This is a genomic window from Streptomyces sp. NP160 (assembly GCF_006335115.1).
Classification (GTDB): domain Bacteria; phylum Actinomycetota; class Actinomycetes; order Actinomycetales; family Quadrisphaeraceae; genus Quadrisphaera.
In genome coordinates this window covers 11,673-36,191 of record NZ_VDMJ01000008.1, presented here as the reverse complement: position 1 = coordinate 36,191, position 24,519 = coordinate 11,673, and the positions used below count along the sequence as shown (strand labels likewise).

Here is a 24,519-nt window from a genome sequence, read left to right as displayed (position 1 = left end):
GGGGCCGGTGTGAAGATGGGCGACGTGCACATCTCGGCCATCGCCGGCGGTGTGGGCGGTGCGCGCTTCCTGCGCGGGCTGCTCGCCCACCTCGCGGCCTCGCCCGACCCCGCCCGCCGCAGCGCCCGCGTGACCGCCGTCGTCAACACCGGTGACGACACCACCATGCACGGCCTGCGCATCACGCCCGACCTCGACACGGTCATGTACACCCTCGGCGGCGCGGTCCACGAGGAGCAGGGCTGGGGCCGGCGCGACGAGAGCCGCGTGGTCTCCTCCGAGCTCGCCGCCTACGGCACGGGTCCGGACTGGTTCACCCTCGGAGACCGCGACCTCGGCACCCACGTCTTCCGCACCCAGCTGCTGCGGGAGGGCCTGCCGCTGTCGGGCGTGGTGGAGCGGCTGTGCGAGCGGTGGCTCCCCGGCGGTCACCCCGCTGTCGCGCCGGACGGGCCTACCGTGCGGCTGCTCCCCATGAGCGACGACGACGTCGAGACCCACGTCCACCTCGCCGACGGCCGGACCGTGCACTTCCAGGAGTGGTGGGTGCGGCTGCGCGCCTCCGTGCCGGCGACCGGCTTCACGCAGGTGGGCGTCGACGGCGCCAAGCCCGCGCCGGGCGTGCTGGACGCGCTGCGGGAGGCGGACGCCGTCCTCCTGCCGCCGTCCAACCCCGTGGTGAGCATCGGCACGGTGCTGGGGGTCCCGGGCGTCCGCGAGGCGCTGCGCGACGGGGGAGCGCCCGTCGTCGGGGTCTCCCCGGTGCTGGGAGGCCGCGTGGTCCGGGGGATGGCCGACGCCTGCCTGAGCGCGATCGGGGTGGAGACGTCCGCCCTGGGGGTGGCCGGCCTCTACGCCGACCTGCTCGACACCTGGCTCGTCGACGACGACGCCGACGGCGCCCTGCACGGGAGCACCGTCCCCGGCGCCGCGCCGGGCCGGGGTCGGGTGCTGGCCCGGCCGCTGCTCATGAGCTCGCCGCAGGCCGCCGCCGACCTCGCCGGTGCCGCCCTCGACGCCGCGCTGGCCACCGGCCGGAGGCCGTCGTGACCCTCCACCCGACCGCGACCGCGGTGTTGGGGGTCGCGGGGCGCCTGGTGGCCGAGGGCGTCGGGCTGCTGGCCGCGGCGCTCGCGCGGGCCGACGGCGCGACCTGCCGGACCGTGGAGGTGCCGGGTGTTCCCGGTGCCGGCGCGGGGGAGCTCGTGCGGGTGCGCGTCTGCTCCGGCGCCCGCGGGCGCACCTTCGCGCGCGGCGGCACCACCTACGGCACCACGTACGTCACCGGCGCCGACGCCCGCACCTGCGCCGGTGACCGGCTGCGCCACGAGGCCGTCCACGTGCTCCAGTGGCGGCGCTGGGGGCTGCTGCTGCCGCTGCTCTACGGCCTCGCCGAGCTCCGCGCCGGCGGCGACCCCACCCGGAACCGCTTCGAGGCCGCCGCCGGCCTGCGCGACGGGGGCTACGCGTGAGCGCACCGGCCCCCCACCCCGGTGCTCCCGCGACCACCCCGCAGCCGCCGCCCCCGGAGGTCCTCGCGCTGTCCGTGCCCGGCCTGCCCGAGGTCGGGGCCGGTGACGACCTCGCCGGCCTGGTCGCCCGGGCGTGCGCCGCGGCCGGGATCGCGCTGGGCGCCGGGGACGTCGTCGTCGTCGCCAGCAAGGTGGTCGCCAAGGCGGAGGGCAGGGCCGTCCCGGCCGAGACCCGCGAGCAGGCCCTCGACGAGCAGTCCGTGCGGCTGGTGGCCGAGCGGGGGCTGCCGGACGGGCGGACCACGCGGGTGGTGCAGTCGCGCTCCGGGCCCGTCATGGCGGCCGCGGGCATCGACGCCTCCGACGTCGCCGAGGGCACGGTGCTGCTGCTGCCCGCCGACCCGGACGCCTCGGCCCGCGCGCTGCGCACCCGGCTGCGGGCGCTGCTGGAGCCGGCCCTGGGCGGGGGAGCGCCGGCGGTGGTGGTCAGCGACACCAGCGGCCGGCCGTGGCGCGACGGCGTCACCGACTTCGCGCTGGGAGCCGCCGGCCTGGAGGTCCTCGACGACGCCCGCGGCCGCCTGGACCGGTCCGGCCGCGTCATGGAGGTGACCGTGCGCGGCGTGGCCGACGAGGTCGCCGCGCTCGCGGACCTCGTCAAGGGCAAGGCCGCCGGCACCCCGGTGGCCGTGGTGCGCGGGCTGGGCGCCCACGTCACCGACGACGACGGCTCCGGCGCCGCGCGGCTGGTGCGGACCGGCCCGGGGGACTGGTTCGCCTTCGGGCACGTCGAGGCGGTGCGCGCCGCGCTCGGGCTCGCGGAGCGCGAGGTGGCGCCGCCTCCCATCGCCCCCGGCGGCCCCGTGCCCGCGCGGGTCGCGCGGGCCGTGGACGTGGCGGCCGCCGGGCCCGGGCTCGGCCACGCCGCCGTGTCCGCGCAGGCCTCGTCGGACGGCGCGGCGCTCGCGGTCAGCGGCCCGCCGTACGACGTGGGGGCCGCCGTGGAGCGCCTGCGCGCCGCCCTGTGGGCGGAGCGGCTGGACGTCGACGTGGTCCCGGGCGCCGTGCGCTCGGTGGACGGCGAGGAGCTGGTGGACGCCTCGGTGGCCGTCGAGCTGCGCGTGGGCGAGCGCTCCTGACCGAAGGCCAGCGGCGGGTGCGCGCGGTTGCGCTGGGTGACGGGCTGTCGGTGGCGGGTGCGACCGTGCTCCTGACGGCTCGCCGTGACGTATGTGATCAGTGGTACGTGTGTGACTCGTGAGGCATCGGCGCTGGTCAGAGCGCCGACCATGTCCGTCGGTGGTGTCGCCCGCCCGATCCGCCCGTTCCATCCCCGGGCCCGCGCTGGCCCGGAGTGTCCGGTGGTGTCCGTTCTGCCCCGCGGCGCGCAGGGCGCGACACGCCCAGCGCCGCAAACACGTGCCGCCGCTTCCTGCGTTTCGCCTGCACGTCGCGTAGTCGCACGTATGTAATTCAGTCACCGCCTCGCAGGGCGGGAGCTCCTCCGCGGGGCTCGCACAGACTGATCCAAGGAGTCGAGATGAGCGAGAGCACCACCGTCTCCCTCGGCCTTCCGCGCCCGCGGACGGCCCTCCCCACCGAGACGGGCTCCATCCCCGTCGTCGCGGTGGCGAACGCGGGCCTCATCGCCCCCCGCAGCTCGCTCGAGGCGCTGACCGGCCCCTCGCTGGAGGAGCTCGACACCGAGCTCGAGGCCGAGCTGGACGACCTGTCCGACGACGTCGACGACGACGAGGACGCCGAGCTCAGCGACGGCGACCCCGCGCTGGAGCTGGTCCTCGGCGAGGGCGACGCCGACGCCGCGGCCGACTGGCAGGAGCGCGCCCTGTGCGCGCAGACCGACCCGGAGTCCTTCTTCCCCGAGAAGGGCGGGAGCACCCGCGAGGCCAAGCGCGTCTGCATGAGCTGCGAGGTGCGCGTCCCGTGCCTCGAGTACGCGCTGGCCAACGACGAGCGCTTCGGCATCTGGGGCGGGCTCTCCGAGCGCGAGCGGCGCCGCGTCAAGCGCCGCGCGGTCTGAGCCCCAGCACCTCCTCGGCGCCCCTGTCGCCGCAGCCCCGGCACGCCCGCCGGGGCGCGGGGGAGCGCGGCGCCACCGCCACCGCCAGCAGTGAGCGGGTCGCCGGGGAGCACCCCGAGCGCACCGGTCGGCTGCGGCAGCCGGCGCGCGAGCGCGGCGCCGACGCGCTCGTGGCCCACGTCGACGCCGTGCTGCTCGCCTGCGACGGCGAGCGCTGGCTGCCCGGCGCGCTGGACGCGCTGGACGCGCAGACCCGCGCCCCCGACCGGGTGGTGCTGCTCGACGCCGCGTCGACCGACGGCAGCGCCGCCCTGCTGGCGGCGCACGCCCGCCGCTCCCGCGCGCTCGGCGGGACCACCGCCGTGGGCGTGCTCCCGCTGCGCCGCCGCGCAGGGCTCCTGGACGCCGCGCGCGCCGCCCTGGCCGCCACGGACGCCAGCGCCCTCACCTCCCGCGGGCGCGACCACACCTCCGTCCCCGCGGCGCTGCGCTGGGTCTGGCTGCTCCACGACGACTGCGCCCCCGCCCCCGACGCGCTCGAGCAGCTGCTCGCCGCGGTGGAGGTGGCGCCGTCCGTGGGGGTGGCCGGCTGCAAGGTGGTCGACTGGCACGACGAGGGCCTGCTCCACCAGGTCGGCTTCAGCACGTCCGCCCTGGGGCGGCGCCTGACCGGCGTGGAGCTCGGCGACCGCGACCAGGGGCAGCGCGACCACCGCGACGACGTCCTGGCCGTGTCGAGCGCCGGCATGCTCGTGCGCCGCGACCTGCTCGAGCGGCTCGGAGGGGACCCGGCCCTGCCCGTCCTCGGGGAGGACCTCGACCTGTGCCGCCGCGCCCGGCTCGCGGGCTCGCGCGTCGTCGTGGTCCCCAGCGCCGTGGTCCGCCACGTCGACGCGACGCGCGCGGGCGCGCGCAGCACCCGCGCGGCCCGGTCCGTCCGCTGGACCGAGCGCCGCCACGAGGCGCACGCCCGGCTGGCCGCCGCCGCCCCGGCCGCGCTGCCGCTCGTCGCCCTCGCCGTGCTGCTGGGAGGCCTGGCGCGCCTGCTCGTGCGCGTGGCCGCCAAGCAGCCGAGCAGCGCCGGCGGGGAGCTCACCGCGGTGCTGGCGGCGCTGGCCCGCCCCGACCGCGTGCTCGCCGCCCGCCGCGCCGCCGCCCGCACGGCGGTGCGCCCGCGCAGCTCCCTGCGGCCCCTGCTCGTGCCGCGCCGGGAGGTGGTGCGCTGGCACCGCGACCGCTGGGCGCGCACGGGCATCGCGCCGGCCACCGGCGTGCTGCCGGTGGTGGCGGCGCGGGCGCTGGCGGTGGCCACCACCCCGCCGTCCGGGGTCCCGGTGGTGCGGCTGCCGGAGGTCCCCGCCCCCCGCGAGGGGTTCGACCGGGCGCTGCAGGACCCCTCGGCGCCACCGGCCGCGGAGCACGAGTTCGCTGCCGAGCCCGACGGCAGCCCCGCCGGGCCCGTGCGCCGGGGCCTGGGCGTGCTGCTGCCGCTGCTGGCCGCGCTCGCCGTGGTCGCGGTGGCGGCCCTGCACCCGCTGCTGGGGGCGCTGGCCCCCGGCGCGCAGGTGACCGGGGGCGCGCTGGCGGCGGCCCCCGGGCTGGCCGACCTGTGGTCCGCGGCGCGCTCCGACTGGCAGCCCCTGGGCCTGGGCACCGCCGCCCCGGCCGACCCCTGGCTGTCGGCCCTGGCGCTGCTGAGCCTGCCGGTGGGCGGCTCCCCGCACCTGGCCGTGGTGGCCCTGCTCCTCCTGTCGCTGCCGCTGGCCGCGCTCGGCGGGTGGGCCGCCGCAGGCGCCGCCACCCGCTCCCGCCTGCTGCGCGCGGCCGCCGCCCTCACCTGGGCGGGCGCCGCGCCCCTGCTGGCCGCCTCGGCCACCGGACGGCTCGGCGCCCTCGTGGCGCACCTGGCGCTGCCCTGGGTCGCGCTCGGGCTGGCCCGCACAGCCACGGTCTCCGCGCGCCGGCCCGCGGTGGCCGCCGGGGCGCTGGCGGGACTGGCCGGCGCCCTCGCGGTGGCCGCGGCGCCGCAGCTGCTGGTGCCGCTGCTGCTGGTGGTCGTGGTGGTGGCCCTCACCGCGAGGCGCTGGCCGGGGGCCGTGCTCTGGGCGGTGCTCGCGCCGCTGGCCGTGACCGGGCCCCTGCTGGCGCCCGCCCTCGCCGACCCCCGAGCGCTGCTCCTCGGCCCCGGGCTGCCGCTCGCCGCACCCGCCGCGCCCTCGTGGCAGCTGCTCCTGGCAGACCCGGGCGCCGCCCTCGGCGACCCGCTCACGGGGACCGCAGCGCCGGCCCTGCTCGGCGCCGCGCCCCTTGCAACGGTCCTCGCCGCGCTCCCGGGGACCGTGCTGCTCGTGCTCGCGCTGGTCGGAGCTGCCGCCCGTGGACCGCGGGCGCGGGTCGCGCGCGCCGGCTGGTGGGCTGCCGGCGCCGGGCTGCTGGCCGCGGTGGCCGCCGCCGCAGCCGGCGGGTGGGCCGGCCCGGCCGCGAGCCTCGTGCTGCTCGGGCTGGGGACCGCTGCCCTCGCCCGCGCCCCCCGGGTGCTGCGGGCGCCCGCTCCAGACCCCCTGCTCGACGACGACGAGACCCCCGAGCCCCTCGAGGCCGCACCCCGCTCCGCTCGGCCCGCCCGCGGGACCGCCCTCGCGGCGGTCGCCGCGGTCGCGGCCCTGACCGCTCCCGCGCTGCTGCTCGGCGCGTGGGCGCTCCAGCAGGCCGGCGCCCCCGGGACCACCACCACCCGCTCCACGGACCAGGTGCCCGCCGTGGCCCTCGACGCGGCGCGCTCGCCGGACGCCGTGAGCACCCTGCACCTCCAGGTCGACGACGACGGCGACGTGCGCGCCCTGCTCCGGCGCGGCCCGCTGACGCTGTCGAGCACCTCGGTCGTCGCCGGGCTGGCGGCCGAGGGCAGCCCGGTGGCCGGTGCGAGCGCCACCGCGTCGCGGGCCGCCGCCGACGGGGTGCTGCGCTCCGCGGCAGCCGCGCTGGTGGCCGGCTCGGCCGACCCCCGGCAGGCGCTCGCCGCCCTCGGCGTGGGCTACGTGCTGCTGGAGCCGCCGCCCACCGGTGCGGGGGCGGCTCCCGAGCCCGGTGAGCAGCCCGGTGAGCAGCCCGGGCAGGACGCCGGTCCGGCCGTCCCGGAGCGCGCCACCGCCAGGCTCGACGCGGTCGCGGGCCTGTCGCGGGCCGGCAGCACCGCCGCGGGCGTGCTGTACCGCGTGCTCCCCGCCAGCGGCGGCGGTGACACCGCCGCTGACCGCCCCTCCCGCGCGCGGCTCGTGGCCTCCGACGGCACCGTGCTGGCGGCGCTGGCCTCGGACGGGCAGGACGTCGACGCGCAGGTCCCCGCCGTCAGCGCCGACCAGGCCGCGGCGGGGCAGGACGAGCGCACGGCCGTGGTCGCCGAGCGCTCCGACAGCGGCTGGAGCGCGCACCTGGACGGCCGCCGGCTGCCCGTGGTGACCGTGGACGGGTGGGCGCTCGGCGTGGAGGTGCCGGCCCAGGGCGGGCACCTCGTCATCACGAGGGCAGCCCCGGCGGCCCTCGTGTGGGACTGGCTGCAGGGCGCGGTGCTGCTGCTCACCGCCATGGTCGCGGTGCCCGTGCCCGTGCGCGGGCGGAGCAGGTCGTGAGCCGCGCGGGCCGTGCCGCGGCCGCCCTCAGCGCGGTGGGGGCCGCGGCCCTCGTGGCCGGCGGCCTGGCCCTGGGCGCCGTCGCGGCCCCCGGCGGGGCGGCGTCCCCCGCGGCGGGCGGCTCGTCCCCGGCGGCCGTGGCCGTGCCGGTGCCCGCCTCCGGCGCGCAGCTGGTGTGCCCGGGCGCTCCCGTCCCCGTCACCGGCGCGGACGGCGGCCGTCGCGGATCCGCCTCCGCCGCCCTGAGCGGGACCACCGGGCTCGTGGTGGCCAGCGGCGCGCCCGTGCTCAGCGGGCAGCCGCTCATGCAGCGCACGTCCGACGCCGGCGCCGACCCCGGCGCGAGCCCTGGCAGCAGCACCGCCACGGGCGCGGCGGCCCCGCGCGCCACCTCGTCCAAGGTCCTCGGCGACCTCCAGCGCGTCGACGCCGACCCCGCCACCGCCGTCGCGGGCACCGGCACGGCGCTGTCCTCCGGTCCGGTGGACAGGCGGGCCCCCCTGCTCGCCGGGGCCTCGACGTCGCTGGCTCCCGGCGGGGACCTGCGCGGCCTGTCCACGCCCGCGTGCGCGGCGCCGCAGGAGCAGGCGTGGCTGGTGGGCGGCGCGAGCGGCGCCGGCAGGTCCACCCGCCTGGTGCTCGCCGACGTGGCGCAGACCCCCACCACGGTCGACGTGACCGTGCTGACCGCCCAGGGCCCGCAGCAGCCGAGCGCGCTGCAGGGCCTGTCCCTGGGGCCCGGCGAGCAGCGGTCGGTGCTGCTGGAGGGCGTGCTCGACGGCTCGTCCGACGGCGGTGCGGCGGGCGGTGCTCCGCTGGCCGTGCAGGTCCGGTCCTCCGCGGGCCCCGTGGCCGCCTGGCTGGTGGAGTCCGTGCTGCACGGGCTGGTGCCCGGCGGCACCGAGGTGGTGGGCCCCGCAGCCGCGCCCGCGGCCTCGCTCGTGGTGCCCGGCATTGCGTCGACCGGCGCGCAGCCCGCCGTGCTGCGCCTGGCCAACCCCGGCACCGACCCGGTGGTCGCCCGCTTCGCGGTGGTCGGGGCGTCCGGTGCGAGCGTCCCCTCGGGCACCGCCCCGGCCACGGCCGTGCCGCCGCAGTCCGTGGTGGACGTGGCCCTTCCGGGCCTGCCCTCCGGCGGCGTGGCGCTGTCGGTGGAGGCGGACGGGCCGGTGCTCGCCGGTGTCCGCACCGACACGGCGCCGACCGACGACGGCAGCCAGCCCGGCGACCTCGCCTGGACCGCGGCCGTCCCGCCGCTGGCGGGCCCCGCGCTGGTCGCCCTGCCGCCCCCGGCGAAGCAGGGCCGCCAGAGCGGCGCCACCACCCCCGACGTGCGCCTGGTGCTCAGCTCGCGGGGGGCGTCGCAGGTCGACGTCGCGGTCGTCGGCGCCGACGGCCGGACCAGCCCCGCGCGGCGCGTGGAGCTGCCGGCGTCCACCACCACCGCCGCCGACGTCGACGACCTCGCCCGCGCCGCCGGCGCCCAGGGCACCCCGGTCGCCCTGCTCCTCACCCCGGTGGCCCCCGCGGCGGGTGCGGGGGAGGACGACGGCGCGGGGCAGGTCGTCGCCGCGCTGACCTCGCGCGTCACCGCCGCGGCCGGCGGCGGGGGGGACCTCGTGTCCGCTGCGCCCGTGGGCGCCGGGGCCGCAGCGCCGTCGTCGGTGCCGGTCACGCTCACCGGCCCCTGAGCCGGCGCGGCCACCACCGCGGCTGCTGGGCGCGGGCTGTGCCCGCCGCCGGGCCGGCGGCTCAGTCGTCGTCGGTGCGGTAGCGGGGGTCGACCTGCTCCGGGGTCATGCCCGTGGCCGCGGCCACCTGCTCGACCACCACCTCGTGCACGAGCGAGGCGAGGTCGGCCTCGTCGGTGCCCCGCGTCTCGAGCGGCCGGCGGTACAGCACGATGCGCGCGCGCTGCGTGCGGGTGGCGGGGAAGAACCGCCCCAGGGCGACCTCCGGCCGCTCCCACGCCGCCGAGTCACCGGGCGGCACGTCCTCGACGGCGAACTCGATGGCGGCCATCTGCTCCGCCCACCGGTGCTCGAGGCGCTCGACGGCGTCCAGCACCACGTCGTCGAAGCGCTCCGCCCGCGTGCGGGTGCCGGGCAGCTCCGGCGGCATGAGCGGCCCGCGCAGCCCGCGGCCGTGGCGGTCGCGGCGGCGGCGTCGGACTCCGCGGGTGCTGGGCACCACCCGACCCTAGACGGCGCCCGGAGGCGTGCTGGGACGGCCGCGCGGTGCCGGAGCGCCACCGCGGGGGGAGCCGACGCGCCCGGGATCGTGACGACGCGAACACGGCGAGTCGTGGCGAATACCCGTCACGCGGAGTGCGCAGGAGTACCGTCAGGTCATGGCGTCGCGACGGTGCAGCAGGACAGGGTGCGGGGCTCCCGCGATCGCCACGCTGACGTACGTGTACGCGGACTCCACGGCCGTGCTCGGCCCGCTGGCGCTGGCGGCCGAGCCCCACTGCTACGACCTGTGCTCGGCGCACGCGGAGCGGCTCACCGCACCGCGCGGCTGGGAGGTGGTCCGGCTGCAGCCGGAGGCCTATGAGCACCGGCAGAGCCACGACGACCTGCTGGCCCTGGCCGACGCCGTCCGTGAGGCGGCGCGTCCGGCTCCCGAGCCGGTGCCGGTGCGCGAGCCCGTCTCCGTCGGTCCCGCCGCGGGCAGCGGCCCCGGCCGGCGCGGGCACCTGAGGGTGCTGCGCGACTGACCCCCCGCACGCGACGGAGCCCCGCCGAGCAGCTGCTCGGCGGGGCTCCGTGCTGGCGGGCGTCTCGGGCGGGGCTCAGCCCCGGCTGCGCTCCAGCACCTCGGTGATGCTCAGGGTGGTGTCCTGGGCGTCCCACTGGCGGTGCTCGCAGCCCCGGCATGAGCTGAAGCGCACGGCGGTGCCGTCGGTCAGGACCATCGACAGGACGGTCAGCTGGTCGCCGCCGCACGCGGGGCAGGCGGGCCGCGCGGACGTCGCCTGCAGCAGCGAGCCCAGCGGCGGGGTCGCGGCGCCCTGGCGCCGACGGCGGCGCGGACCACCGGTGGGGCTCGCCGTCCCGCGGGGAGCAGCGCCGGGTGCGGTGCTGATCGGCGTGGACGGCAGGGTGGTGGTGGACGTGACCACGGTCCTCCTCGGCGGGGAAGTGCCAGGTGCGCCGCTGGTGAGCGGGGCGGCAGCGCCGGTGCGCGCGCTGCGGCAGTCATCCCATCGGCGCAGCGCACTGCTCCCTGAGGGGTTCCTCCGGGCCTCTGGGCGCTGCCGAGCGCCCGGGACCGGCCCCCGCGTGGCTACGCTTCCGGCTCGTGCCGACCCAGCGGATCGACCTGGCCACCATCGTCAAGGCGTACGACGTCCGGGGCCTCGCCCCGGAGCAGCTCGACGAGACGGTGGCCCACGCCCTCGGAGCTGCCGCCGCCGACGTCCTCGGCGTCGCCGGCCGCACCGGCAGGCCCGGGGGGACCCTCGTCATCGGGCACGACATGCGCCCGACCAGCCCGGTGCTGGTCGACGCGTTCGCCCGCGGCGTCACCGACCGCGGTGGCGACGTGCTCGTCATCGGCCTGTGCTCCACCGACGGCCTCTACTTCGCCTCCGGCCACCTCGACGCCCCGGGGGCCATGTTCACGGCCAGCCACAACCCGGCCGCCTACAACGGCATCAAGATGTGCTTCGCCGGCGCCAAGCCCGTCGGCACCGGCACCGGCCTGGACGACGTGCGCACGCTCGCGCAGCAGTACCTCGACTCCGGGGAGCTGCCGACCGCCGCCGCGACCGGCACCCGCAGCGACCGCGGGATGCTCGCCGAGTACGCCGCGCACCTGCGCTCCCTGGTGGACCTGTCCGGCTCGCGCCGGCTGAAGGTGGTCGTCGACGCCGGCAACGGCATGGCGGGCCTGACCGCCCCGGCCGTCCTCGGCGCGGAGGCGGGCCTGCCGGCGCTGCCCCTCGACGTGGTCCCGATGTACTTCGAGCTGGACGGCACCTTCCCCAACCACGAGGCCAACCCGCTGGAGCCCGCCAACCTCGTCGACCTGCAGAGGGCGGTCGTGGAGCACGGCGCGGACATCGGCCTGGCCTTCGACGGCGACGCCGACCGCGTGTTCGTGGTGGACGAGCGCGGTGAGCCGGTGAGCCCGTCCGCGGTGACCGCGATGGTGGCGCTGCGCGAGCTGGCCAAGACCCCGGGCGCCACGGTGCTGCACAACCTCATCTGCTCGCGCGCCGTGCCGGAGCAGATCGCCGCCGCCGGCGGTGTGCCGGTGCGCACGCGCGTGGGCCACTCCTTCATCAAGGCCGAGATGGCCCGCACGGGGGCCGTGTTCGGCGGGGAGCACTCCGCGCACTTCTACTTCAAGGACTTCTGGGGCGCGGACACAGGCATGCTCGCCGCGATGCACGTGCTCGCCGCCCTCGGCGAGCAGGACGGCGCGCTGTCGGCGCTCGTCGCGGACTACGACCCGTACACCGCCAGCGGTGAGATCAACTCCACGGTCACCGACGTCGCGGGGACGACCGCGGCCGTGCGCGAGCGCTGGGTGGCCCGCGGCGGCGTCGTCGACACCATGGACGGCCTCACCATCTCCTCGCCCGAGGGCGAGAGCCCGACGTGGTGGTTCAACCTCCGCCCGTCCAACACCGAGCCGCTGCTGCGCCTCAACGCCGAGGGCGAGGACGCTGGCACGATGGAGCGCGTGCGCGACGAGGTGCTGGCCCAGGTCCGAGGCGGGGGCGCCTCGTGAGCGCTGCGGGCGCCGCCGGCGAGCCGTGGCGCGAGGAGTGGGTCCGCTCCCTCCTGCGCGACCCGGTCACCGGGGCTGAGCTGGTCGACGTCGTCCTGCCCGACGGCCGCGCGGGCCTGGCCCCGCAGCCGCAGGCGGACCCGGCCCGGCCGGTGGCGTACCCGGTGGTCGACGGGGTGCCGGTGCTGCTCGCCGGCGACGCCGTCCCGCTGCGCTGACGCGGTCCTCGCAGGCGACCTGCAACGTCCTGGCAAGCCCTCGCGGTGAGGGTGCCGTCATGGACGCCTCACCGCAGCCGGGCCCGCCCTCGACGCACGAGCGGGGAAGCAGCTGGCTCCAGCGCCGCGCGCGGGCGCGCCAGGACCGGCGCCGCGCCGAGGCGCGCCGGGGGGAGTCGCTGCGCGCCGAGGCGCGCCGCCGCGGACGCGCCGCGGCCGACGGGGCCGCCAGCGCCGGTGCGCCGGCGGGCCTGGGCCCCGCCGTGCCCGCCGAGCTCGCCAGCTGGGCGGCGGTGACGGCCGGGAGGGCCGGCCGGGCGCACGGCCCCGACCGCCTCCCGCCGGCCCCCGACGACTACGAGCTCGGTCACGCCAGGGCGGGGCTCGTCCTGGGCGCCGTGGTGCTCTGCGGCGGGCTCCTGGCGTGCGACCTGGCGGCCGACCGCGGGCAGATCGGCCTCGCGCTCCTGATCCTCCTGCTCGGCGTCCTCGGCGGCCCGGCGACCTTCCTGGCGCTGGCGCTGCCCAAGCTCTTCGACCCGCGCGTCCAGTACTGGAGCCGCGAGCTGGCCGCCGAGGCGCTGCGGGCCGCGCAGGAGCAGGCGGCGCGCCGCCACCTCGAGGCTCCGGGACTCCGGCCGGCCGACGGCGGACGGGCCCGTCCCCGATGATGGGGTCGTGATGCCGCGATGATCGACGAAGCCCTCCTCGACGACCCCGCCGGCCTCGAGGCCGGCGACCCCCTCGGCGTGCTGCGCGCGCTGGCGGGAGCCGGCGCGCAGGTGCGCCGCGCCACCGACCACGCCCTGGAGTCGGGCATCGCCAGGCTCGACCCGTCCGACCGCCCGCGCGCCGTCCTCGTGGCCGCCCGGGGCGGCTCGGAGGTGGTGGCCGACGCCGTCACCGCGCTCGCCGGCGCCGCCTCCCCGGTGCCGGTGATCTCCCGCACCGGCGACGTGCTGCCCGGCTGGGTCGGACCGCTGGACATGGTGGTGTCCGTGTCGCTGTCCGGGTCCCAGAGCCCGGCGATCCCCGTGGTCGCCGAGGCAGGACGACGGGGCGCGCGCGTGCTGACCGTCTCGCGCGAGGGCTCGGCCCTGGCGCGCGTCAGCCAGCAGGTCCGCGGCCTGCACGTCGAGACCCCCTCGCCGGGGCGCGACGCGGTGGCCGTCCCCACCACCCGCACCGCGCTGTGGTCGCTCCTGACGCCGGTGCTGCTGGCCTTCGACCGGCTGGGGCTGCTGAGCGCCGGGCCGTCGGAGCTGGCGGCGCTCGCCGACGCCCTCGACGAGGAGGCCCGCGAGGACCGGCCGTCCTCGGACACGTTCGTCAACCCCGCCAAGACCCTGGCCGTGGAGCTGGACGGGTCGGTGCCCGTGGTGCTGGGCGACGGGCCGGTCTCCGCGGTGGCCGCGCGCCGCGCCGCCACCGTGCTGGCCCGCTCGGCGCGGGTGCCGGCCCTGGCGGGCACGCTCCCGGACGACGCCGGCGACGTGGTCGCGACCTTCGGCGGCCCGTTCGCCACCACGCCCGACGACGTCTTCGCGGACCCGTTCCTCGACGGCCCCGGCGGTCCCAAGCTGCGGCTCATGCTGCTGCGCGAGCTGGAGGCGCCCGCCAGCTCCGCCGTCGTCGCCATCGCCGAGCGCGCCGGCGTGCGCGTCTCGCAGGTGTCGGTGGAGGGCGAGACGCCGCTGCAGCGGCTCGGGCTGCTCATCGCCCGCACGGACTTCGCGGCCACCTACCTCGCGCTGGGCTCCGGGACGGACCCGGGCTCCAGCCCGCACGTGGCCGACCTGCGCGACGCCCTGCGCTGACCCCGGCTCCCGCACGACCGGTCCTCGGCCGTGCGGGGGCGGGGACGGGGGTCAGAAGCGGAACACCGAGACGTCGGAGCGCAGCGAGGACGCCATGCGCGCCAGCTCCTCGACGGCGGTCCCCGTCTGCGCCAGCGCGGAGCTGGTCGCCGAGGCGGCGCGCGTCACGCCGCTGATGTTGTCGGCGATCTGGTCGGTGCCGCCGGCGGCCTCCGCCACCGCGCGGGACATCTCCTGGGTGGTGGCGGTCTGCTCCTCCACCGCCGAGGCGATGGCGGTCTGGTAGCCGGAGATCCGCTCGATGACCTCGGCGATCCCCGCGATGGCCTCCGCGGCGCCCGTGGAGTCCTGCTGGATCGCCGCGACCCGGCGGACGATGTCCTCCGTGGCGCGGGCCGTGCCCTGCGCGAGCTCCTTGACCTCGGTGGCCACCACGGCGAAGCCCTTGCCGGCCTCCCCGGCGCGGGCGGCCTCGATGGTGGCGTTGAGCGCCAGCAGGTTGGTCTGCTCGGCGATGCTCGTGATGACCTTGACGACGTCGCCGATCTCGCGGCTGGAGGCGCCCAGCCGGAGCACCGTGTCGTTGGCGGCGCCGGCCGCGGCCACCGCGCTGGTGGCCACCTGGGTCGCCTCGGTCGTCGACCTGGCGATCTCGCGGATCGCGGCGCCCATCTCCTCGGCGCCCGCGGCGACCGTCTGCACGCTGCCGGCCACCTCGGTGGCCGCCCCGCTGACCACGCCGGACTGCGCGCTGGTCTCGTCGGCCGAGGCGCTGATCTGCGTCGTCGTCGCCGAGAGCTCCTCGGAGGCCGCGGCCACGGCGTCAGCGGAGCGGACCACGGAGCCCATCACCGAGCGCAGGGACGCCAGCGCCCGGCCGAGGGCCTCTGCCGTGGCGCCGAGCTCGTCGCGGCTGGTCACCTCCGGTGCCGCGGTGAGGTCACCGCCGGCCAGCGCCTCCACCGAGGCGCGCACCTCCCGGACCGTGCGCAGGGCCCGCCGGACCACGACGACGGCGACGGCTCCGGCCGCGAGCACGCCGAGCAGCAGGGCCAGCCACATCACCAGCTCGGCCCGGGCGGCCGTCGCCGCGCCCTCGGCGTTGACGGCGGCGGCGCGGTCGCGGTTGCCGTCGGCCTCGGCCTGGACGTCGTCCATGACGACGTCGACGGCGTCCTGCAGCGGGCCCGTGACCACCGCGCCCACCGCGGCGGTGTCACCAGCGTCGGCCGCGGGCACCAGCTGCCCCGTGGCGACGGCGTAGTAGGCGGCGAGGTCGTCGCCCAGCTGCTCCGCGGTCGCCGGGTCGTCCGCGACCTCCTGGTAGTCGGCGAGCGCGGCGTCGAGCTTGGCCTTGCGCTCGGCCAGCTCCGCGGTGACGTCGGCGCGGTCCTCGGCGTCCAGCAGCCCGTAGGAGGCGTAGCGGGCGCGGTCGCCCTGGTAGGCGCGCTGCAGGTCGTTGAGGCGGCTCATCGGGACGACGGCCTCGGCGTACAGGCGCTGCTGGCCGTCCTCGAGGGCGCTGATGCGGTCGACGGCGAGGACGGTCAGTCCGGTGCTCACCAGGCCCAGGACCGCGACGGAGGCGCCGAGCTTGACGCCGAGCGGCGCGTCGGACAGACGGCGGGTGGCAGGAGTGGTCGGCACGGGACCTCCAGGTGGAGTGCGTCGTCGCGGTGGCCCCTCGATGGACCAGGCCGTTGGCATCGGCAGCGGACCCGGGGTCCTTGAGGGTGGTGACGGCAGCGGGGCGGGGACCTCGCGCGTAGACTCGGGTCGTCCGGCGTCGGTGCTGACCGAGGCCCAGAGGGGCCGCGCCGGCAGGTCATCGACGGATCCGCTCGCCCCCTGGGGCCCGGCGGCCGTCGCTCGCCCACCCCTCTGGAGACCCCTGTGACTGTGCAGCACCGCGTGCGCGACCTGTCCCTGGCCGAGTCCGGCCGCCACCAGATCCGCCTCGCTGAGCACGAGATGCCCGGCCTCATGGCGCTGCGGGAGCGCTACGCCGCCTCCCAGCCGCTGGCCGGGGCCCGCATCGCCGGCTCCATCCACATGACCGTGCAGACCGCCGTCCTCATCGAGACCCTCGTGGCGCTCGGCGCCGAGGTCCGCTGGGCCAGCTGCAACATCTTCTCCACGGACGACGCCGCCGCGGCGGCCGTCGTCGTCGGCCCCTCGGAGCTCGGCGGCACGCCCGCCGACCCGAAGGGCGTGCCGGTCTTCGCCTGGAAGGGCGAGACCCTCGAGGAGTACTGGGAGTGCACCGACCAGATCTTCCGCTGGGAGGGTCACGACGGGCCGAACATGATCCTCGACGACGGCGGCGACGCCACCCTGCTCGTGCACAAGGGCGTGGAGTTCGAGGCCGCCGGCGCGGTCCCGCAGCCCACCGAGGACGACAACGACGAGTACCGGATCATCCTCGACACCCTGCGCCGCTCCGTGGCCGAGGACGGCTCGCGCTTCACGCGCATGGCGCCCGGCATCCGCGGCGTCACCGAGGAGACCACCACCGGCGTGCACCGCCTCTACGAGATGCAGCGCGCGGGCACCCTGCTCTTCCCGGCGATGAACGTCAACGACGCCGTCACCAAGAGCAAGTTCGACAACACCTACGGCGTGCGCCACTCCCTGGTCGACGGCATCAACCGCGCCACGGACGTGCTCATCGGCGGCAAGACCGCCGTGGTCTGCGGCTACGGAGACGTCGGCAAGGGCTCCGCGGAGTCGCTGCGCGGCCAGGGCGCCCGCGTGCTCGTCACCGAGGCCGACCCGATCTGCGCCCTGCAGGCCGCCATGGACGGCTACCAGGTGGTCCGGCTGGAGGACGTCCTCGACGAGGCGCACTTCGTCATCACCGCCACCGGCTGCAAGGACGTCGTGACGGCCGAGCACCTGGCGGGGCTGCGCGACAAGGCCGTGGTCGGCAACGTCGGCCACTTCGACAACGAGATCGACATGGCCGGTCTGGCGCGCATCCCGGGCGTGCAGAAGCAGGAGATCAAGCCGCAGGTCCACGAGTGGACCTTCCCCGACGGCCACTCGGTGATCATCCTGTCCGAAGGCCGCCTGCTGAACCTCGGCAACGCGACGGGGCACCCGTCGTTCGTGATGTCCAACTCCTTCTCGGACCAGACGATCGCCCAGATCGAGCTGTTCACCAAGCCCGAGGAGTACTCCACCGCCGTCCACCTGCTGCCCAAGCAGCTCGACGAGGAGGTCGCGCGCCTGCACCTCGAGGCGCTCGGCGCCCGGCTCACCGAGCTGACCAAGGCCCAGGCCGAGTACCTCGGCGTGGACGTGGCCGGCCCGTACAAGCCGGACCACTACAAGTACTGAGCCGCCTCCCCGGGCCGGCTCCGCGCCGGCGCGAGGCGTCCCGTCGGGCCGCTCCCTCCTCGAGGAGGGGGCGGCCCGCCGTCGTCCCCCTTCGAAGCGCAGCGGGCGCTCGGCCGTCGCCGCGGACGGCGTCAGAGGCCGGTGAGGCGGCGGGACTGCTCCTGGAGGGCGTCGCGCCGGGCCCGCTCGCGCTGCGCCCGGGCCGTGTCGCGGTCGCGGCGCTCGGTCAGGACGGCGGCGAGCAGCCGCTCCGGCGGCGTCCCCGGGGGCGGTGGGGGAGCCACGAGCGCCGACACCTCGGCCGCCAGCGCGCCCAGCACCCGCTCCCGCGAGGCCGGGTGCAGCCGGTCCGCGCGGGACAGCGCGGTGCGCGCGGCCACCGCGAGCCGGCCGGGGAGCATGCCGACGTCGGCGCTGCGCGCCCAGTCCGCCAGCTCGGGCGCCTGCGGCAGCGGCCGCGGGCGCGGCCGGGGCACGCGGTCGCGCACCACCACGGTCCCCGCGAGCTGGTCCCCCACGCGCTTGCCGCGGCTGGAGACCAGGGAGGCGATGGCCGCCACCGAGCCGCCGGTGATCCACAGCTCGCCCACCCCGGCCAGCGCGCGCACCAGCGCCTGCCGGGCGCGGACCGGCCCGCCGTCGTCGCGGACCACGCGGAGCCCCGCGGCGGCCTTGCCGGGGGAGCGGCCGCGCGTCAGCGTCTCCCACGCCACCGGCAGCACCACCAGCGCCAGCACCGACAGCGCCAGCCCGGTGGCGGCCAGCGTCGCCTCGTCCGCGCCGTCGGTGGCCACGGCGAGGACGACGAAGCCGGCGACCAGCAGCCCCAGCTGGACGACGACGTCCAGCGCGAGCGCGAGCACGCGCGAGAGAAGGCCCGCGGTGCGGACCTCCAGCTCCACGGCCTCGCCGGTGACCAGCGCGGGCGGCAGGGCCAGCGCGTCGTCGTCGCGGTCAGCCACTCGCCCTCCTCCACCGGGTGTGACGGCAGTCTGACGGGTCGCCGGCACGGCACACTGGGCGGGTGGACGCCGAGGCCTTCGCGGCCGTGCACTCCGACGAGTGGGACGAGCTCGACCGGCTGCTGAGGAGCCGCCGGCTGACCGGTGCCCAGGCCGACCGGCTGGTCCTGCTCTACCAGCGCACCGCCACGCACCTGTCGCAGGTCCGCTCGTCGGGCGGCGACCCCGCCGTCGCGGCCCACCTGTCGCGCCTGGTGGCCCGCGCCCGCACGCGCATCGCCGGTGCGCGCGAGCCCGCCTGGCGCGACCTCGTGCGCTTCACCACCACCTCCTTCCCCGCCGCGCTGTGGCGCGTGCGCTGGTGGACGGCGGGCGCGGCGGCCTTCACGCTCCTCGTGGGGGCGGCGACGGCGCTGTGGATCGTGCGCGACCCCGCGGTGCTCGCCTCCCTGGGCACGCCGGAGGAGCTGCGCCAGTACGTCGAGTCCGACTTCGCCGGCTACTACTCCGCCGACCCGGCCGCGGCGTTCTCCGCGCGCGTGTGGACCAACAACGCCTGGATCGCGGCGCAGTGCGTCATCTTCGGCATCAGCGGCTTCTGGGTCCCGTGGGTGCTGTTCCAGAACGCCGTCGGCATCGGCCAGGCGGCGGGCCTGATGATCAGCTACGGGCAGGGGCCGCTGTTCTTCGGGCTCATCCTCCCGCACGGCCTGCTGGAGCTGACCAGCGTCTTCGTGGCCGCCGGTGCCGGGCTGAAGCTGTTCTGGGCCCTGGTCGACCCCGGTCCGCGCCCCCGCACCCGGGCCCTCGCCGAGGAGGGGCGGGCGCTGGTGACGGTGGCGCTGGGCCTCGTGGTGGTGCTGGCGCTGTCCGGTGCGGTGGAGGGCTTCGTCACGCCCAGCGGCCTGCCCACCTGGGCGCGGATCGGCATCGGGGCGCTCGCGCTGGCCGCCTTCCTGACCTACGGCGGCGTGCTCGGGCGCCGCGCCGCGCGCGCCGGGGAGACCGGTGACGTCCGCGAGGAGCAGCGCGAGGACGTGCAGCCCGTCTCCGGCTGAACGCCGCCCCCGTCCCGACCTCGCCCCCCGGCGCCCGTCGGGGGACGGGACTCAGCCGGAGGCCGGCCGCTGCTCGTCGGCGTCCACCGGCTCCGGCGGCGCGTCCCGCACCTCGAGCGGGACGTCCAGCGGCGCGACCGCGGCGAAGCACCGCGCGAGGTGCTCCACCACGTCCCCGCCGTCCAGGGCCCAGTGCTCGAAGGCCGTCAGGAGCGCGGCCATCGCCACGCCCGCGAGCACCTCGGCCCCTGCCGTGCCCTGGCCCGGGGGCTCCCCGGCGAGCACCTCGGCGAGCAGGTGCTGCCCGTCCCGCCCGCACGCCGCCCACCGCGCCCGCAGCGGTGCGTGGTGCAGGCACACGGCGATGGTGCGCCGCATGTCCAGCGCCGGCGCCTGCGTGGACGCGAGGACCTCGAGCACGCCGTCCTGCACCGCCTGCAGGAAGGGGGTGCCCCGACGGCGCTCGACGGCGTCCGCGAGGTCGGCGCTCGAGAGCGCCATGTGGCAGGTGACCGCGTCCTCCGGAGCGGCGCAGTACCGGTGGAACGTGCTCGGTGGGACGCCGGCGGCCGCGGCGACCTGCTCGGCCGTCACCTCCCCGCAGCCGTGCTCCTCGAAGAGCTCCACCGCCGCGCGCTCGATGGCCAGCCGGGTGGCCCGCCTCCGCCGCTCCATGAGATCCACTGGGTCCCTCACCTCCAGCAGTGGATCTTGCCATTCCAAGATCCACGTGACTGGCAGGGGCTGGTCGAGGGGCCGGTCGAGGGGTCAGAGGCGGCCGGCGGCCTTCAGCGAGAGGTAGGCGTCGGCGAGCCGGGGCGGCAGGTGCTCGGGGTCCGCGTCCACCACCACGGCCCCCGCCCGCCGGACCAGCGCCGTGAGCGCCGCACGCTCCAGCCGGGTGCGCTCCGCGGCGGCCGCCGTGTACGCGTCGGCGGCGTCGGGGCCGCGCTCTCCGCGCGCGGAGGCCAGCTCGTCCAGCGCGGGGTCGGCCACGGAGGCGACCACCACGGTGTGCAGCGCCGTGAGGCCGGCCAGCACGGGCAGGAGCCCCGCCTCGGCGGCCGGCTCCAGCGGCGTCAGCAGCACGAGCAGCCCCCGGTGCGGCAGGCGCCGGCGCACCTGCGCCACCAGCGCCGGCCAGTCGGCCTCCACCAGCGCCGGCTCGAGCGGAGCCATCGCCTGCACCAGGGCGGGCATCAGGGCGGGCGGGCGCTGCGCCGTGACGGCGGCGCGCACCGCGCGGTCGGCGGCGAGCAGGTCCACCCGGTCGCCCGCAGCCGCGGCCACGGCGGCGAGCAGCAGCGCGGCGTCCATCGCGGCGTCCAGCCTCGGGGCGTCGCCGATGCGCGCGGCGGAGGTCCGCGAGGTGTCCAGCACCACGAGCACCCGCCGGTCGCGCTCGGGGCGCCACGTGCGCACCACCAGCGAGCCGCGCCGAGCGGTGGCGCGCCAGTCGACCGAGCGGGCGTCGTCGCCGTCGACCCACTCCCGCAGGCTGTCGAACTCCGTGCCCTGCCCGCGCACCTGCACGCTGGCGGAGCCGTCCAGCGTGCGCAGCCGCTCCAGCGCCGCGGGCAGGTGCCGGCGGGAGGTGAAGGGCGGCAGCACCCGCACCCGGCCGGGCGCGGGCAGCGCTCGCTGCCGGGCCGCCAGCCCCAGCGGGCCCGCGGACCTCACCACCACCCGGGCCGCCTCGCGGTCACCGCGCCGCCGGGGTTCCAGCTCGGTGACCAGGCGGCGGCGCTCCCCGGGCGGCACGTCGAGCCGGTGGCGGCCGCGAGCGGGGACGACGACGCCCGCCGACGGCCCCCACGCGTCCCGCAGGGCTCCGCGCACCCGCCGGCGGCCGGTGCTCTCCACCACCAGCGGCACGGAGGTCCGCTCGCCCAGGCGCACCGGCCCGGGCTCCTCGCGACGCACCGACAGCGCCCGCGGCGAGCCCGCCAGCACCAGGTCCACCGCCGTGAGCAGGACGACGACGAGCGCCCAGCCCAGCACGCCCGCCCAGCGCAGCCAGCCGCCCGTGCCGACGAGCAGCGCCGGCACGAGCGCCGCCGGCAGCGCGCCGAGCGCCACCAGCAGCACCCACCGGCCGGTCAGCACCACGGCGCGGTCCCCACCGGGCTCCCCACCGGGCTCGTCACCGGCTCCTCACCGGGGGACCGGCACGCCGGCCAGCACGCTCTCGAGGACGGCGTCGACGCTCGCGCCGTCCAGCTCGGCCTCGGGGCGCAGCTGCACCCGGTGGCGCAGCACGGGCAGGCTGAACGCCTTGACGTCGTCGGGCACCACGTAGTCGCGCCCGGTCAGCCACGCCCACGCGCGGGCCGCGGCCAGCAGCGCCGTCGCGCCGCGCGGGGAGGCGCCCAGCCGCAGCGAGGGTGCCGTGCGGGTGGCCCGGGCGACGTCGACGACGTACTCCACCACCTCGCGCGCCACGTGCACGCGGGCCACGGCCGCGCGGGCGGCGGCCAGGTCCTCCGGACCGGCGACCGGCCGCACGCCCGCCGCGGCCAGGTCGCGCGGGTCGAACCCGGCGGCGTGCCGTGCGAGCACCTCCACCTCGGCCTCGCGCGGCGGCAGCGGCACCACGAGCTTCAGCAGGAACCTGTCCAGCTGCGCCTCGGGGAGGGGGTAGGTGCCCTCCTGCTCCACGGGGTTCTGCGTGGCGGCCACGAGGAACGGCTCGGGCAGCCGGTGGGTCGCGCCGTCGACGGTGACCTGCCGCTCCTCCATGGCCTCGAGCAGGGACGCCTGCGTCTTGGGCGGCGTCCTGTTGATCTCGTCGGCCAGCAGGAGCTGGGTGAACACCGGGCCGGGGCGGAAGGAGAACTCCCCGGCGCGGGCGTCGTAGACCAGGGAGCCGGTCACGTCGCCGGGCATGAGGTCGGGGGTGAACTGCACCCGCTTGCTGCCCATCGACAGCGACGCCGACAGCGCCCGCACCAGCAGGGTCTTCGCGGTGCCGGGCACGCCCTCCAGCAGCACGTGGCCGCCGCACAGCAGGGCGACGACGACGCCGGTCACCACGCCCTCCTGCCCCACCACGGCCTTGCCGACCTCGGCGCGGACGGCGGCGAGCGCCGCACGGGCGCGCTCGTCGGACCCGGACGCCGACGACGCGCCGGTCTGGGCGGCCAGCTCGGCCGACGGCTCGGCGGGGGAGTCGGTCACGGGAGGTCCTCCGGGGTCTGGGGTGTGCGGGCGGCGGGCGCGGGAGGCGCGGGTGCGGGGGAGGCCAGGGCGGCCTCGAGGGCGTCGACGTCGCGCAGCAGCGCCGCCAGCGCGGCGTCGTCGGAGGGCGGGGCCCCGGTGAGCAGCCGCTCCACGGCGGCCGCGTCCCAGCGGCGGGGCGCTGCGGCGGGCCCCGTCGTGCGCAGCGCGTGCGCGGTCCCGGCCGCGAGGACGGACGCCGCGGTGCCGGGCGGCAGGCCGAGCCGCTGCTGCAGCCTCCAGCGCAGCGCGGCGCGCAGGGCGCCACCGGCCGCGGCGGGGTCGCGGGAGGCGCGGTACAGCGCGGCGCGGCCCCGCACGGTCTCCACCGAGCGGACCACCACGGGCAGCGGCTCGACCACGAGCGCCCCGAAGCGCCGGGCCCGCCACACCACGGCCGCCACGGCCGCGAGCAGCAGCTGCACCACGAGCGGCACCAGCCAGCCCGGCAGCAGCTGCGCGGGCGACGGCGCGGTGTCGGGGGCGGTGTCGAGGAAGGAGGCCACGAGCCAGACCACCCTCGGCTGCGAGCCGGCGGCCCGGAGCCCGAGGGCGGCGTCCCCGGCCTCGTCGAGCAGCTCGTTGGAGACCAGGGCCGGCTGCGGGAGCACGCTCACCCGCGCGCCGCCGGGTGCGGTGCCGGAGCCGAAGAGGCCGTCGAAGCACGTCGTGGTGCGGGCCCCGTCCTGGGCCGCCGCGAGCAGTCCGCCCGAGGGGTCGAACGCGTCGGCGCCCTCGACGGCCTCCTCGTCGGCCACGGTGCCGGCGGCCGCGGCGGCGGGGTCGTCGCAGCGGGCCGGCACCGGGTCGTCGCCGGGAGCGTCGTCCTGCGAGGAGGCCGGGCGCGCGGCCGCAGCCCGGACGGCGGTCTCCGTGGTCTCCGTGGTCTCGGTGGCCTGCTGCGAGGAGGCGTCACGGGCCAGGCGCAGACCGGTGCCGGTCGCCTCCAGCGCCGACGGCGACGCACCGAGCAGGACCACCGCGGCGGACCTGCCGACCAGGTCGGTCAGCAGGGCCGGGGCCAGCAGCTGCGGGTCGGTCACCACCAGGGTGGCCCCGTCCGCGCCGGCGTCCCCGAGGGCGGTGGAGGCCGCCGCGGCCGTGCCGACGCGCTGCACCGGCACGCCGCCCTGCGCCAGCAGCGCCGCGAGCGCACGGCCGCCGTCCGGAGCGGGGTTGTCGGGGTCGAGGGCGCGTCCGCTGGAGCGCGTGCCCAGCAGCCCCGCCACCACCGGCACCGCGACGAAGAGCACCACGAGGAGCGCCACCAGCAGCCGCCCGCGGGACCGCCCGCGAGCTCGTCCGCGGGTCGGCCCGCCGGCCCGGCCGGGGGCCGCCCCCGTCGTCGTCGTCATCGGGCGGCGCCTCCCGCGGCCACCTCGGCCCGGCGGGCGGGACGGGCCGCCACCGCTGCGTCGTCGAGGGCTGCCACGGCCTCGGCGTCCTCGCGGCGCGCGCGCCGGCCGCCGTAGAGCACGCTGTCGAAGAGGTCGGCGGCTGCGGTGAGGCGTCCCGCCAGGGCGGGCAGGGACCTGCCGGCCTCGCGGGCGGCCTCGGAGGCCGTGAGGCCGGGGGCGGAGCCGACGAGGTCGCGCTCCTGCAGGCCCCGCACGAGCGCGCGGAAACCCACCAGCACGGCGTCGTCCCAGCGCTGCTCGCGCGCCGCCTCGCGGGCGTCCCGGCGCAGCGCGGCGGCGTCCACCGGTCCGGTGAGGCCGGGCTGCGGCCCCGCGGCGGCGCGGCGGGTGGCGGCCCCGGTGCGGCGCACCAGCAGCGCGACCACCACGAGGACGCCCAGGACGAGCAGCACCACCACCACCGCCTGCAGCACCCCGCCGCCCGAGGGCCCCTCGACGCGGGAGAGCGCGTCCAGCAGCGCCTCCCAGGCGCGCTGCAGCAGGCCGGGCTCGGCGTCCCGGTAGACGCCCTTCGCCAGCTCCTGCTGGGCGGCGCGGCGCGCCTCGTCGGCGCCCGGCTGCAGCGGGGCGCCGGCGAGCAGCGCCCCGGCGAGCAGCGTCGTCACGCCG

General features: G+C 78.4%; 22 protein-coding genes. 13 read left to right on the top strand and 9 right to left on the bottom strand.

The genetic code is table 11. From position 1 onward, the window contains the following. Positions 1-24 precede the first annotated feature (24 nt). From cofD to FHN55_RS05810, 6 genes are all read left to right on the top strand, one after another. Positions 25-1,050, top strand: a complete 1,026-nt coding sequence (gene cofD, locus FHN55_RS05835) for a 2-phospho-L-lactate transferase (protein WP_139711317.1) — start codon at positions 25-27, stop codon at positions 1,048-1,050. Then, complete coding sequence (locus tag FHN55_RS05830) at positions 1,047-1,472, top strand: Fe-S oxidoreductase (protein WP_139711316.1); 426 nt, start codon at positions 1,047-1,049, stop codon at positions 1,470-1,472. The genes cofD and FHN55_RS05830 overlap by 4 nt, the downstream gene beginning before the upstream one ends. Next, positions 1,469-2,611: a coenzyme F420-0:L-glutamate ligase gene (cofE, locus tag FHN55_RS05825; RefSeq protein WP_373995703.1), complete on the top strand. Its 1,143-nt coding sequence runs from the start codon at positions 1,469-1,471 to the stop codon at positions 2,609-2,611. Before FHN55_RS05830 ends, cofE begins: the two co-directional genes overlap by 4 nt. A 647-nt stretch (positions 2,612-3,258) precedes the next feature. Continuing rightward, on the top strand, positions 3,259-3,513 hold the full coding sequence (locus FHN55_RS05820) for a WhiB family transcriptional regulator (RefSeq protein ID WP_180357681.1): 255 nt from the start codon (positions 3,259-3,261) through the stop codon (positions 3,511-3,513). A 170-nt stretch (positions 3,514-3,683) separates the two neighbouring features. Next, entirely contained in the window at positions 3,684-7,142 is a 3,459-nt protein-coding gene (locus tag FHN55_RS05815) for a glycosyltransferase (protein ID WP_180357667.1), read from the top strand. Beyond that, positions 7,139-8,833 carry a DUF5719 family protein gene (locus FHN55_RS05810; RefSeq protein WP_139711314.1) on the top strand — a complete coding sequence of 565 codons (1,695 nt, stop codon included), beginning with the start codon at positions 7,139-7,141 and terminating at the stop codon, positions 8,831-8,833. The genes FHN55_RS05815 and FHN55_RS05810 overlap by 4 nt, the downstream gene beginning before the upstream one ends. A gap of 61 nt (positions 8,834-8,894) precedes the next feature. On the opposite strand, the gene FHN55_RS05805 is transcribed toward FHN55_RS05810, so the two are convergent. Further along, positions 8,895-9,332, bottom strand: coding sequence for a metallopeptidase family protein (locus tag FHN55_RS05805; protein ID WP_257570731.1), 438 nt, complete (start codon positions 9,330-9,332; stop codon positions 8,895-8,897). A 160-nt stretch (positions 9,333-9,492) separates the two neighbouring features. Here FHN55_RS05805 and FHN55_RS05800 point away from each other — a divergent pair, with 160 nt between their 5' ends. Further along, positions 9,493-9,861, top strand: a complete 369-nt coding sequence (locus FHN55_RS05800) for a DUF3499 domain-containing protein (RefSeq protein WP_139711313.1) — start codon at positions 9,493-9,495, stop codon at positions 9,859-9,861. Between the two features lie 75 nt (positions 9,862-9,936). Here the strand turns inward: FHN55_RS05800 and FHN55_RS05795 are convergent, their stop codons facing one another. Next, positions 9,937-10,266, bottom strand: a complete 330-nt coding sequence (locus FHN55_RS05795; protein ID WP_139711312.1) for a hypothetical protein — start codon at positions 10,264-10,266, stop codon at positions 9,937-9,939. A gap of 179 nt (positions 10,267-10,445) precedes the next feature. Between FHN55_RS05795 and FHN55_RS05790 the strand changes: the two genes are divergently transcribed. Genes FHN55_RS05790 through FHN55_RS05775 form a run of 4 tightly spaced genes read left to right on the top strand, consistent with a single transcriptional unit; the run spans position 10,446 to position 13,917 of the window. Then, positions 10,446-11,882 carry a phosphomannomutase/phosphoglucomutase gene (locus tag FHN55_RS05790; protein ID WP_139711311.1) on the top strand — a complete coding sequence of 479 codons (1,437 nt, stop codon included), beginning with the start codon at positions 10,446-10,448 and terminating at the stop codon, positions 11,880-11,882. Continuing rightward, a complete protein-coding gene (locus FHN55_RS05785; protein ID WP_139711310.1) occupies positions 11,879-12,100 on the top strand; it encodes a hypothetical protein in 222 nt (73 codons plus the stop codon). Before FHN55_RS05790 ends, FHN55_RS05785 begins: the two co-directional genes overlap by 4 nt. 59 nt (positions 12,101-12,159) lie before the next feature. Beyond that, a complete protein-coding gene (locus FHN55_RS05780; protein ID WP_139711309.1) occupies positions 12,160-12,771 on the top strand; it encodes a hypothetical protein in 612 nt (203 codons plus the stop codon). 18 nt (positions 12,772-12,789) lie between these two features. Next, positions 12,790-13,917 (top strand): SIS domain-containing protein, encoded by a 1,128-nt coding sequence (locus tag FHN55_RS05775; protein ID WP_139711308.1) that lies wholly within the window; start codon positions 12,790-12,792, stop codon positions 13,915-13,917. Between the two features lie 51 nt (positions 13,918-13,968). Here FHN55_RS05775 and FHN55_RS05770 read toward each other — a convergent pair whose 3' ends face one another. Continuing rightward, entirely contained in the window at positions 13,969-15,564 is a 1,596-nt protein-coding gene (locus tag FHN55_RS05770) for a methyl-accepting chemotaxis protein (RefSeq protein ID WP_218974384.1), read from the bottom strand. Positions 15,565-15,810: 246 nt separating this feature from the next. Here FHN55_RS05770 and ahcY point away from each other — a divergent pair, with 246 nt between their 5' ends. Beyond that, complete coding sequence (gene ahcY / locus FHN55_RS05765; RefSeq protein WP_139711306.1) at positions 15,811-17,256, top strand: adenosylhomocysteinase; 1,446 nt, start codon at positions 15,811-15,813, stop codon at positions 17,254-17,256. 131 nt (positions 17,257-17,387) lie between these two features. Here the strand turns inward: ahcY and FHN55_RS05760 are convergent, their stop codons facing one another. Beyond that, on the bottom strand, positions 17,388-18,218 hold the full coding sequence (locus FHN55_RS05760) for an RDD family protein (RefSeq protein WP_218974383.1): 831 nt from the start codon (positions 18,216-18,218) through the stop codon (positions 17,388-17,390). A 62-nt stretch (positions 18,219-18,280) separates the two neighbouring features. Between FHN55_RS05760 and FHN55_RS05755 the strand changes: the two genes are divergently transcribed. Next, positions 18,281-19,276: a stage II sporulation protein M gene (locus tag FHN55_RS05755; RefSeq protein ID WP_139711305.1), complete on the top strand. Its 996-nt coding sequence runs from the start codon at positions 18,281-18,283 to the stop codon at positions 19,274-19,276. 51 nt (positions 19,277-19,327) lie between these two features. Here FHN55_RS05755 and FHN55_RS05750 read toward each other — a convergent pair whose 3' ends face one another. The 5 genes from FHN55_RS05750 to FHN55_RS05730 all read right to left on the bottom strand — a co-directional run bounded on the left by FHN55_RS05750 (position 19,328) and on the right by FHN55_RS05730 (position 24,515). Beyond that, entirely contained in the window at positions 19,328-19,972 is a 645-nt protein-coding gene (locus tag FHN55_RS05750; protein WP_139711304.1) for a TetR/AcrR family transcriptional regulator, read from the bottom strand. A gap of 72 nt (positions 19,973-20,044) precedes the next feature. Beyond that, positions 20,045-21,385, bottom strand: coding sequence for a DUF58 domain-containing protein (locus FHN55_RS05745; protein ID WP_139711303.1), 1,341 nt, complete (start codon positions 21,383-21,385; stop codon positions 20,045-20,047). A 45-nt stretch (positions 21,386-21,430) separates the two neighbouring features. After that, positions 21,431-22,420, bottom strand: a complete 990-nt coding sequence (locus FHN55_RS05740; protein ID WP_257570739.1) for a MoxR family ATPase — start codon at positions 22,418-22,420, stop codon at positions 21,431-21,433. 29 nt (positions 22,421-22,449) lie between these two features. Beyond that, positions 22,450-23,847, bottom strand: a complete 1,398-nt coding sequence (locus tag FHN55_RS05735) for a DUF4350 domain-containing protein (RefSeq protein ID WP_139711301.1) — start codon at positions 23,845-23,847, stop codon at positions 22,450-22,452. Next, a complete protein-coding gene (locus FHN55_RS05730) occupies positions 23,844-24,515 on the bottom strand; it encodes a DUF4129 domain-containing protein (RefSeq protein ID WP_139711300.1) in 672 nt (223 codons plus the stop codon). Before FHN55_RS05730 ends, FHN55_RS05735 begins: the two co-directional genes overlap by 4 nt. Positions 24,516-24,519 lie beyond the last annotated feature (4 nt).

Excerpts from the sequence above, each read along its gene's own strand:
- FHN55_RS05775 (WP_139711308.1), top strand. The coding sequence starts at position 12,790 with ATGATCGACGAAGCCCTCCTCGACGACCCCGCCGGCCTCGAGGCCGGC.
- FHN55_RS05800 (WP_139711313.1), top strand. The coding sequence starts at position 9,493 with ATGGCGTCGCGACGGTGCAGCAGGACAGGGTGCGGGGCTCCCGCGATC.
- FHN55_RS05735 (WP_139711301.1), bottom strand. The coding sequence starts at position 23,847 with ATGACGACGACGACGGGGGCGGCCCCCGGCCGGGCCGGCGGGCCGACC.
- FHN55_RS05780 (WP_139711309.1), top strand. The coding sequence starts at position 12,160 with ATGGACGCCTCACCGCAGCCGGGCCCGCCCTCGACGCACGAGCGGGGA.